Source organism: Caballeronia sp., assembly GCF_049581465.1.
Classification (GTDB): Bacteria; Pseudomonadota; Gammaproteobacteria; order Burkholderiales; family Burkholderiaceae; genus Caballeronia.
In genome coordinates this window covers 1-10445 of sequence record NZ_JBAUSA010001410.1, presented here as the reverse complement: position 1 = coordinate 10445, position 10445 = coordinate 1, and the positions used below count along the sequence as shown (strand labels likewise).

Annotated in this window: 13 protein-coding genes; 2 read left to right on the top strand and 11 right to left on the bottom strand. The window is 60.3% G+C overall.

Features of this window, described 5'->3' with window-relative positions:
• The 11 genes from WCA53_RS34130 to WCA53_RS34080 form a co-directional block, all read right to left on the bottom strand.
• Positions 1-529: sigma-E factor negative regulatory protein (locus WCA53_RS34130; RefSeq protein WP_423922622.1), on the bottom strand; the 529-nt coding region annotated here is incomplete at its 3' end.
• Positions 530-608: 79 nt separating this feature from the next.
• Complete coding sequence (rpoE, locus tag WCA53_RS34125; protein ID WP_423922613.1) at positions 609-1208, bottom strand: RNA polymerase sigma factor RpoE; 600 nt, start codon at positions 1206-1208, stop codon at positions 609-611.
• Between the two features lie 95 nt (positions 1209-1303).
• Positions 1304-1792 carry a protein YgfX gene (locus tag WCA53_RS34120; protein ID WP_423922610.1) on the bottom strand — a complete coding sequence of 163 codons (489 nt, stop codon included), beginning with the start codon at positions 1790-1792 and terminating at the stop codon, positions 1304-1306.
• A gap of 41 nt (positions 1793-1833) precedes the next feature.
• The gene (gene fabF / locus WCA53_RS34115; protein ID WP_423922607.1) at positions 1834-3072 is read right to left on the bottom strand and encodes a beta-ketoacyl-ACP synthase II; all 1239 of its coding nucleotides are present in this window, start codon (positions 3070-3072) and stop codon (positions 1834-1836) included.
• 146 nt (positions 3073-3218) lie between these two features.
• Entirely contained in the window at positions 3219-3458 is a 240-nt protein-coding gene (acpP, locus tag WCA53_RS34110; protein ID WP_004197638.1) for an acyl carrier protein, read from the bottom strand.
• A 245-nt stretch (positions 3459-3703) separates the two neighbouring features.
• Entirely contained in the window at positions 3704-4444 is a 741-nt protein-coding gene (gene fabG / locus WCA53_RS34105) for a 3-oxoacyl-ACP reductase FabG (RefSeq protein WP_423922604.1), read from the bottom strand.
• 35 nt (positions 4445-4479) lie between these two features.
• Complete coding sequence (gene fabD / locus WCA53_RS34100; protein WP_423922599.1) at positions 4480-5418, bottom strand: ACP S-malonyltransferase; 939 nt, start codon at positions 5416-5418, stop codon at positions 4480-4482.
• A gap of 69 nt (positions 5419-5487) precedes the next feature.
• Positions 5488-6477, bottom strand: a complete 990-nt coding sequence (locus WCA53_RS34095) for a beta-ketoacyl-ACP synthase III (protein ID WP_423922593.1) — start codon at positions 6475-6477, stop codon at positions 5488-5490.
• Positions 6477-7649, bottom strand: a complete 1173-nt coding sequence (gene plsX, locus WCA53_RS34090; RefSeq protein WP_423922590.1) for a phosphate acyltransferase PlsX — start codon at positions 7647-7649, stop codon at positions 6477-6479. The genes WCA53_RS34095 and plsX overlap by 1 nt, the downstream gene beginning before the upstream one ends.
• Positions 7650-7778: 129 nt before the next feature.
• Positions 7779-7958 (bottom strand): 50S ribosomal protein L32, encoded by a 180-nt coding sequence (rpmF, locus tag WCA53_RS34085; RefSeq protein ID WP_423922587.1) that lies wholly within the window; start codon positions 7956-7958, stop codon positions 7779-7781.
• 148 nt (positions 7959-8106) lie between these two features.
• Positions 8107-8757: a DUF177 domain-containing protein gene (locus tag WCA53_RS34080; RefSeq protein ID WP_423922582.1), complete on the bottom strand. Its 651-nt coding sequence runs from the start codon at positions 8755-8757 to the stop codon at positions 8107-8109.
• Between the two features lie 324 nt (positions 8758-9081).
• Between WCA53_RS34080 and WCA53_RS34075 the strand changes: the two genes are divergently transcribed.
• Positions 9082-9696, top strand: coding sequence for a Maf-like protein (locus WCA53_RS34075; RefSeq protein WP_423922618.1), 615 nt, complete (start codon positions 9082-9084; stop codon positions 9694-9696).
• A complete protein-coding gene (locus tag WCA53_RS34070; protein ID WP_423922578.1) occupies positions 9693-10412 on the top strand; it encodes an SAM-dependent methyltransferase in 720 nt (239 codons plus the stop codon). Before WCA53_RS34075 ends, WCA53_RS34070 begins: the two co-directional genes overlap by 4 nt.
• Positions 10413-10445 lie beyond the last annotated feature (33 nt).

Sequence of the window (10445 nt, the reverse complement as noted above, 5' to 3'; positions counted from 1 at the left end):
GGTCGAGGCTTGCGTCGCGGATGATATTCGCTTCGACAACCGGCGAACCCGTACCCGCCGACGCCATGGTCACGCGCTGCACGTTGTCGGACGAGAGGCTTGCGACTTGAACACCGCGCGAATGGGTGTCGAAGCCCTGCAACTGGGGCACGACAATCCAGGTCAGCGTGGCGGCCGCCGCCGCGACCGCAAAAGCGGGTATCACGCGACGTCGGAACACGCTTGCGCGCGCCCGTTCCATCACGGCGGCAGGCATCGCGGCCGGCGCGAAAACATGCGCTTCGGCCGCGAATCGCGCTGAAAACGAGTTCATGAACGCGCTGCTGGCTGCTGGACTGGTCGCGAGATCGTCGGAACGCAACGCGTCGCCGATCACGTGATAGTCCAGCCACGACGCACGGTCCTGATTAGTAAAACCGGAAAGAAACTGACCGATGTCGTCCGACCCTTCCAACGACTCACCGTCGACGAAAGCCGACAGACGTTCGCCGCGCGCATTTGGCTGCGATTGCACCGAAACCGACCCCATGATGGTCCCCATCTTGACTGCACCCCAAAGTGACACCACCTGACCCAGATACCGCATCCCTGCCCCGCGCATGCACGCTTTACCAGCGCTTGCCTTCGGGAGTGTCCAGCAATGGACGCAATTTTGCCGCAATGGCCTCGCGAGCACGAAAAATTCTTGATCTGACGGTCCCGATCGGACAATTCATCATCTCCGCGATTTCCTCGTAGCTCAAACCTTCAATCTCACGAAGAGTAATGGCGGTCCGCAATTCCTCCGGCAGAGCCGCCATCGCAGCATTGACCGTTTGAGCGATCTGCTTGCTCATCAACATCGACTCGGGCGTGTTGATATCCCTTAGTTGGTCTGCGTCCGAGAAAGTTTCAGCTTCTTCTGCATCTGCTTCGGTAGAAGTGGGCGCGCGGCGTCCCTGAGTAGCAAGATAATTCTTCGCCGTGTTCACTGCAATCCGGTAAAGCCACGTGTAAAACGCAGATTCTCCACGAAATTGCGGCAACGCCCGATAAGCCTTGATGAAGGCGTCTTGCGCGACGTCTTCCACCTCGGCGGGATCGCGCACGAGACGCGAGATCAGCCGGATGATTTTGCGCTGATATTTGGCGACCAGTAGCTCGAACGCTTGTTTGTCGCCTTTCTGCACGCGTTCGACCAGTAACTGATCGATTTCTTTTTCGCTCACCTGGGAAATCCGTTAACTTTTGGGGTCCTTTGCGGAGGGCTATTGTAGCGTCACGCCACGGGGACGCACCGGACACTCATCAGCAGTTACATGGGTTACAGGTGTTCTTGCGAGCACCGCCGGGCGCGTACGGCAAGTTCGCGAAAAGCGTGGGTATCGAGTGCGTCGGCCGCGACGAGAAACGGCGAACGCTGGTTAGTCGCCGACAATAGCGTGAGCGCGAGCAATGCGTTGCTCCATTGTGCACAGCCCACGATACGCCGATATTGACGATGGCCAGCGCGATTCCAGGTGGTCAATCCGTCCTGGCCGATTTCGAAGGCGATAGGTTGACGCCGCTCACCTCGATACGCCGAAGCGCCCAGCGCGAACGCGGCGGTCAAAGCGGCCACGCCGGCGTCAGCCAGGCCGGACAGCGCCGACACGCACTGAAATACCGAACCGGCAGCCAGACAGATAAAAGCGAGCACCGCACCGCGCATCCATTGAGATGCACGCACGCCGTGCCGGCGCGAGACATCGGCGGTGACGTGGGCGGCTAACAGATGCGCGGCAGGTATGTCAGCAGGTATCTCGGTAGGCACGTCTGACTCCTGCGACACCGCGCGCGATGCTCACTGATCGCTCAGTGACGCTTGAACACGAGGGTGCCGTTCGTGCCGCCGAAGCCGAACGAGTTCTTCAACGCGACGTCGATCTTCATTTCCCGCGCTTCGTTCGCGCAGTAGTCCAGGTCGCACTCCGGATCCTGGTTGAAGATATTGATGGTCGGCGGGGAAATCTGATGATGCAGCGCCAACACCGTGAACACGGATTCGAGGCCACCGGCGCCACCAAGCAAATGGCCGGTCATCGATTTTGTCGAATTCACGACCATCTTTTTCGCGTGATCGCCGAAGGTGTTCTTGATGCCGCGCGTTTCCGCCAGGTCGCCGAGCGGCGTGGACGTGCCATGCGCGTTCAGGTAATGCACTTCGTCCGGATTGACCTGCGCGTTCTTCATGGCGTTGCGCATGCTGCGGCGAGCGCCGTCGCCATCTTCCGGGGGTGCGGTCATGTGGTACGCATCACCGCTCATGCCGTAGCCCGTGACTTCGGCGTAGATCTTCGCGCCGCGTGCCTTCGCGTGCTCGTATTCTTCGAGCACCATCACGCCGGCGCCTTCACCGAGGACAAAACCGTCGCGATCCTTGTCCCACGGACGGCTGGCCGTCGTCGGATCGTCATTGCGTTGCGAAAGCGCACGCGCTGCCGCGAATCCACCGATACCCAGCGGCGACACCGTGGCCTCCGCACCGCCACAGATCATCACGTCGGCATCGCCATATTCGATCAGCCGCGACCCTTCTCCGATGCAATGCAGCCCGGTCGTGCACGCGGTCACCATGGCGAGATTCGGTCCCTTCAACCCAAAGCGGATGGAGAGATGGCCCGAGATCATGTTGATGATCGATGCAGGAACGAAAAACGGCGAAATCCGGCGCGGACCGCGATTGAGCAGTTCGGTCTGGGTGATTTCGATCATTGGCAAGCCGCCAATGCCCGAGCCCACCACGACGCCCACCCGCTCCGAGTTTTCCTCGGTGATTTCCAGGCCACTGTCCTGCATGGCCTGAATGCCCGCCGCGATCCCGAAATGGATAAACGTATCCATGTGGCGCGCTTCCTTCGCGGGCATGTAGTCCTCGACGTTAAACCCCTTCACCTCGCCGGCAAAGCGCGTGGAGAAGTTCGTTGCGTCGAACCGGGTGATTTCAGCAATGCCCGACTTTCCCGCGACCAGATTGGCCCAGCCGTCGGCAACGGTATTGCCAACAGGCGAAATCAGCCCTAGGCCTGTAACAACAACTCGACGACGGCTCACGGTAACCCCTTATCCATAATTGACATAAAACAAAAGCCACAAGAATCACAGGAAATTGCCCTGTGAGCCCTGTGGCTGATAACTCGGTTCGAATCGCGACAGAGCGTCAACCCCGAATCTCGCAGATGCAGCTGCCGCGTCTGGCCTTAGGCCTTGACGTTGGCGCGCGCGTAGTCGATCGCTTGCTGCACCGTCGTGATCTTTTCTGCTTCTTCGTCCGGAATTTCCATACCGAATTCGTCTTCGAGTGCCATCACGAGTTCGACTGTGTCGAGTGAGTCAGCGCCCAGATCGTTGACGAACGAAGCTTCGTTCTTGATTTCAGCTTCGGCGACGCCCAGTTGTTCGGCGACGATCTTCTTCACGCGCTGTTCGATATTGTCCATGCAGCCCTCCGAGGGAAATTAGTTTCAAAAACACAAGTGCGCGCATTTTATCAGGTTTGCACCCGTAATTAACCCGCGCAGCTATTCAGGTTGCAACGTGCGCTGTACTTTTTGAGGCGTGCCGCACACTCGACTCGACACCTGCCGCTTATCCAGGCTTGTCCAACGTTTCACGTGCAGCGCCCGGTCGGCTTCAAATAGCATTTTGCGCACCCGCCAAGGCGCGGATATTAACGAAATGCCTGTCACATGTACATGCCGCCGTTCACATGCAACGTCGTTCCGGTGATGTAACCCGCATGCGGCGAAGCAAGGAAAGCCACAGCATGAGCGATATCGTCGGGGCTGCCCAGTCGGCCGAGTGGTATCTGTGCTGTGAGCGCCGCGCGTTGTTCTTCTGGCAGCACGCGGGTCATGTCGGTGTCGATGAAGCCCGGTGCAATGCAGTTCACCGTGATGCCACGGCTGCCGATTTCACGGGCCAATGCGCGCGTCATGCCCGCCACGCCGGCCTTCGCCGCCGCGTAGTTGGCTTGCCCCGGATTGCCCGACGAAGCCACCACCGACGTGATGTTGATAATCCGTCCGCCGCGTGCCTTCATCATCGGGCGCAAAACCGCGCGCGAGAGGCGAAACACGGCGCGCAGATTCGTATTGATGACCGCGTCGAACTCGTCGTCCTTCATGCGCATCGCGAGCTGGTCTTTCGTGACGCCCGCGTTGTTCACCAGCACGTTCAGCCCGCCGAACTCCTTGATCACGCCGTCGATGAAAGCATCTGCGGCGGCGTCGTCAGTGACGTCGAGCACGGCGCCACGGCTTTGTCCGTTCGCTTCCCGAAGCGCTTCGGTGATGCTTTCAGCGCCGCTTGCACTCGTCGCCGTGCCGATCACGGTCGCGCCCTGGCGCGCCAGTTCGAGCGCGATCGCCTGGCCGATACCCCGCGACGCGCCCGTCACCACCGCGATTTGCTTGTCCAGAATCATGTTTTTCTCTTCGTTCAGTTTGCTCGGGGCGAGATTTAGCCGGCGATCAGCTTGCGCGTTTCTTCCAGCGATGCCGGGTCGAAGATGGAAGCGCCGATCAGCGCGCCGTCAATACGCTTGGTCAAGCCGCTCAGCACCTTGCCCGGACCGCATTCGATCACGTGCGTCACGCCGTCGCGAGCCATCTTTTGCACGCTTTCCACCCAGCGCACCGGCCCCGCGGCCTGGCGCACAAGGGCGTCCTTGATGGCGGCCGGATCAGTGACGCTCGCGACATCGACATTGTTGATAAGCGGGATCTGGGGTGCATTGAGTTCGACCTTCGCGAGATATTCACGCAACTGGTCGGACGCCGGCTTGAGCAACGACGAATGGAACGGCGCAGACACCGGCAGCGGCAACGCGCGTTTCGCGCCGTTCGCCTTGGCGATTTCGCAGGCTTTTTCCACGCCCGCTTTCGAGCCCGCGATCACCACTTGTGACGGCGCGTTGAAGTTGACCGCCTCCACCACGCCCACCCCCGCCGCCGACGCTTGCGCGCAGACGGCGCGTACGGCGTCATCGTCGAGACCTAGAATGGCTGCCATCCCGCCCTGGCCCACGGGCACTGCATTTTGCATGGCCTGTGCCCGAAAGCGCACGAGCGGCACGGCGTCCGCGAACGCTAACGCGCCGGCGGCCACCAGCGCCGTATATTCACCCAGGCTGTGACCCGCGACGAGCGCCGGTTTCAAGCCAGTCTCCTGTTCCCACAACCGATAAATTGCGTAAGCCGCCGTCAGCATGACCGGCTGGGTATTCGTAGTCAGCCCGAGCTCTTCAGCCGGACCTTCGGCGATCAGCTTGCCGAGATCCTGGCCGAGCGTATCGGACGCTTCCTGCACGGTCGCGCGCACCACGGGGTGATCGGCGAATGCGTTGAGCATGCCGACCGACTGGGAACCCTGTCCCGGAAAAACGAACGCGAATTTCATGACGTTCCTAATCGAATAGATGGGTGGGACGGCCAGAAAAGCCGTCCGGATATCGCTCTGGCTGGCGGATCAGTATCGAATGACCGATGCGCCCCATGTGAACCCGCCGCCGACGCCTTCGATCAGCACATGCTGGCCGCGCTTGATGCGGCCGTCGCGCACGGCGACGTCGAATGCGAGCGGAATCGATGCCGCCGACGTATTGCCATGCTCACCCACCGTTACCACCATGCGGTCGAGCGGCACGTGCAGCTTCTTCGCCGTGCTTTCCATGATGCGGATATTGGCCTGGTGCGGGACCAGCCAGTCGATATCGCTAGCGGTCAGCTGGGCCTTGTCCAGCGCTTCGACCGCGACTTTTTCCAACACCTTGACGGCAAGCTTGAACACCGCCGGGCCATCCATATACAGGAAGGCGCTGCCCGCGATGACGCCCGCGTTGACGTTGCCCGGTGTGCAGAGAATGTTCGAATGGCTGCCATCGGCGTGAAGCGCGCTCGACAACACACCCGGCTCCTCGGACGCTTGCAGGATCACGGCGCCGGCGCCATCGCCGAATAGCACGCACGTGGTGCGGTCGTTGAAATCGAGAATGCGCGAGAAAGTCTCCGCGCCGACGATCAGCGCCGTGCGATTTAAGCCGCTGCGAATAAAGCTGTCCGCGGTGGCCACTGCGTACGCGAAACCCGAGCAAACCGCCTGGATATCGAACGCCGCGCCGCCATTCTTGATGCCGAGCTTGTGCTGCAGCAGGCAGGCCGTGCTGGGAAAGACAAAGTCCGGCGTAGACGTAGCGACGATGATGAGGTCGATCGTTTGCGGATCGATACCCGCTGCTTCGATCGCGTTACGCGACGCGTTCAGCGCAAGTTCGCTCGTAGCCTGGTCGGGCGCGGCGAAATGACGCGCGTGGATACCGGTCCGGGCGACAATCCATTCGTCACTCGTTTCGACGCCCTGCTTCGCCAGCCGTTCAGCCAGATCCTGATTCGTGACGCGGTCCGGGGGCAGATAACTGCCCGTTCCGATCACACGGGAGTAGATATTCGATTGAGCCATTATGCCTTCGAGGGTAACGCGGCACCCGGTTCGCCTGGCTGGACCAGTGGGCGGGCAGCGGCGAGCGTTGTGTCGTCGGAAGAGGCGGGTTCGGCCTTCGCCGCAAGTTCGGCTTCGCTTTTAATTGTAGCTTCAGCCGAAGCGGCGGCGCAGCTCTCGGCCACGGTGGCGGCGTTGTCTTCCATCGCCCGCACGAGACGGTCGAGCACGCCATTCTTGACGGCATCATAGCCGCGCTTGATGGCCCATTCGAAGCCGTAGGCTTGCGCCGATCCATGACTCTTGATCACGAGACCGCGCAGTCCGAGTAGCGCAGCCCCATTATATTGCGCGGGATCGACGCGACGTTTAAACCGCTTTAGAACCGGCATTGCAACCAGCGCCATCAATTTCGTCGCGAACGAGCGGCTGAATTCTTCTCGAATGATGTCCGTCAGCATTTTCGCAAGACCCTCTGAGGTCTTGAGGGCGACGTTGCCAACAAAGCCGTCGCAGACGACGACGTCGGTGGTGCCTTTATAGATGTCGTTGCCTTCTACGTTACCGTAGAAATTGAGCGTGCTGGCGCGCAGCAGTTCGCCCGCGCGCTTGATGGTCTCATTGCCCTTGATCATTTCTTCGCCGATATTGAGCAGCCCGATGGTCGGCCGCTCCTTACCTTCGAGGGCCGCCACGAGCGCGTGGCCCATCTCCGCGAATTGAAGCAAGTGCTGGGGCTCGCAATCGACGTTCGCGCCCAGGTCGAGCACGGTCGTGTAGCCCTTCTCGCTAGGCATGGCGAACGCAATGGCCGGGCGTTCAATACCCGGCAACGTCTTGAGCACGTAGCGCGACACGGCCATCAGCGCGCCGGTATTACCGGCCGAAATGCAGGTCTGCGCGTCACCCGCCTTGACGAGATTAATCGCCACGCGCATGGACGAGTCTTTCTTCTTGCGCATCGCAACCTCCACCGGGTCGTCCATTTCGACCACTTCGGTGGCTGAAACGACGGTAAGGCGAGGTTCGTCGACCGCTTTGGATTTTTTGAGCTGCGCGCGCAGGGCCGATTCGATGCCGACGAGCAGCAAGTGCGCGTCCGGATGCGAGCGCACGAAACTTACCGCAGCGGGAACGGTCACGGCCGGGCCGTGGTCGCCTCCCATGCAGTCGATGGAGATCTTTACAGTCATGGAGTGCGACGAATTTCAGGCACAAAAAAGCGGCAGTGAAATGCCGCCTTCTTGTCGTACCAGGAATATGTCAAGCGCGAACGACCGTAAGTCGAGACGGCAACGCGAGACGCTACAAGCGTCGTACGCTTAGTCGTTCTTGGTCTTGATGACTTTCTTGCCACGATAGTAGCCATTCGGGCTCACGTGGTGACGCAGATGCACTTCGCCCGTGCTCGGCTCGATTGCCAGCGCCGCTGCGGTCAGGAAATCGTGCGAACGATGCATACCGCGCTTGGAAGGTGACTTCTTGTTTTGCTGAACTGCCATGATAACTCCAGAAAAATTTTGCGAATTCTAACACAGCCCGCCGCGCTGGCGACCTTGGCCTGATGGCCAGCCAGTCTGCACGAACGCTTGAGGCTACCTGATTACCTGATGGCTCGACGCCCGGCGTGGCGCCAAGCTTCGAATACTGTCAATGCTTCTTGTCGTCGGAACCGCCCTGCTTAAGCGAACTAAGCGCAGCAAACGGATTGGGCTTGACCATTGTGTCGTCAGGCCGGGCTTCGTCGTTCGCGGCGCCCTCGTCCGACTCGTCGCCGATCGTGCCGTCGATACCTGAAACCAGGCTCTCGTGCACCGTAGGGCAAACGTCGTGCTTGGGCACGAGCGGCAAGGACAACAACAACTCCTCTTCGATCAAGTCGACGAGATCAAACTGGCGCGAGCCAACGATCACCTCGACTTCATCGTCATCCAGCGGAAACTCGTCCGCTTCTTCTTCTGTCGCGACAATGCGATACGTTGCATCGACGTCCAGATGCTGCGAGTACGGCGAAAGGCAGCGCTGGCACTCGATCCAGACCGACCCATGGACCGCGAGCCGCAAATAGGGCTGCGGCGCCTCGGTGCCGTCGTCCTGCAACTCGGGCTGGGTCGACCCTTCGGCCTGCCACGTGAACACGGTGTCGCGATCTGGCGCATCTGCCGGCATTTCGTTTAACATGCGCGGCAGTTGCGAAGCGCGTACACCGCCCGCGGCCTGCCGGCGACTCTGCGCAAATTCGAACAGGTCAAGCGCGCGAAGATCGGCGGGACAGGCTGGCTTGCCAGGGTTCTGTGTCATGTACGCTCCTCGGGTGGATCAGCCAAGTGAAACCTGAGTATGCACTGCGCCCGAGCGTCCGGTTGGTGTGATTTATCCCGATTTTCCCGGAGTAAATCGCCGCCCTCTACCGATCGCCGCATGGACAACCACCAACATGCCGCCTGACTTGCCGTAACTCACCGCCTTGGCACCGCTATCGGAACGCGCTGAAAAGCGCCGCACATACCGATGAAAAGCTCAAAATCATAGCTGCATTGTCTTTTCGAGTCAAACACTTATGCTGCGATGTGCGGCGCTTTGACCTCGATCTTCCCTTCCATCGCAAGTAACCTGTTTCTATTCATGCCCGACGCTCCCAATCACCCGCTCCTCATCCTTGCATCAAGTTCGCGTTACCGGCGCGAATTGCTTGAACGCCTGCGCATTCCGTTCGAAGTGATTTCGCCCGATATCGATGAAACGCCGCTAGACGGCGAAACGCCCGAAGCCACGGCCATTCGGCTATCGATCGCCAAGGCGCGCGCCGCTGCGGGCCAGGTTTCATCGAATTCGGGCGCGCTCGTGATCGGCTCCGACCAGGTGGCGACCTGCGACGGCCGCCAGATCGGCAAGCCGGGCACACACGAGGCCGCGCGTGCCCAATTGCAGTCAATGCGAGGCAAAAGCGTCGAATTCCATAGCGCGCTGTGTGTCTTCGATAGCCGTTCAGAGCACATCCAGTCCGCCGATGTCATCACGCGAGTGAAGTTCCGGGATTTATCGGATGTGGAAATAGAAGCGTATTTGTTGGCCGAGCAGCCGTACGACGTGGCGGGGAGTGCGAAATCGGAAGGATTGGGGATCGCACTTGTCGATGCCATTCATTCCGACGACCCCACCGCGCTGGTCGGCCTGCCGCTGATCGCGTTGTCGACGATGTTGCGCGCAGCCGGCTTTTCCTTGATGGGGGCCGTATGAGCGGTGTCCTGTACCTGATTCCCAACACACTTGGCGACGGCGATGCCGCCGCGCTGGCTGAGGTTTTGCCCGAACCCGTGCGTGCGCGGGCTGCGGTGTTGCAGTACTACATCGGCGAGAACGCGAAAACCACGCGTGCCTTCCTGAAAAAAGTTGGCACGGAGCGGCCGATTCAGGAGATCGAAGTCCGCGAACTTAACGTCAACACGCCGCCGGGTGAAGTCGAGAAGCTGCTCAAGCCGATTCTGGAAGGGATGGATGCCGGGTTGGTGTCTGAAGCCGGATGCCCGGCCGTGGCCGATCCAGGTGCCCTGCTTGTGCGGCGGGCTCACGAGCGCGGCGTGAAAGTCGTTCCGTTCGTTGGGCCGAGTTCGATACTGCTTGCCCTGATGGCATCGGGGATGAATGGCCAGAGTTTCGCCTTCAACGGCTATCTTCCCGTCGATGCCACCGAGCGCGGCAAGCGTCTGCGTGACCTGGAGCAACTGTCGCGAAAGGCGAATCAGACGCAGATTTTTATCGAGACGCCGTACCGGAATAAGGCTTTGCTGGACACGTTGCTTGCAACGTGCGCACCGTCCACGCTGGTTTGCGTGGCCGTGGATCTGACCTTGCCGGACGAGACAATCGTAACGCGGACGGTTTCCGAGTGGAAAAAGAAAGCCGCGCCGGAATTGCACAAGCGACCGGCAATTTTTCTGTTGCTGGGGATTTAGGCGTTCTCTGAGGGTTTTGGCGTTCCCTGAGGG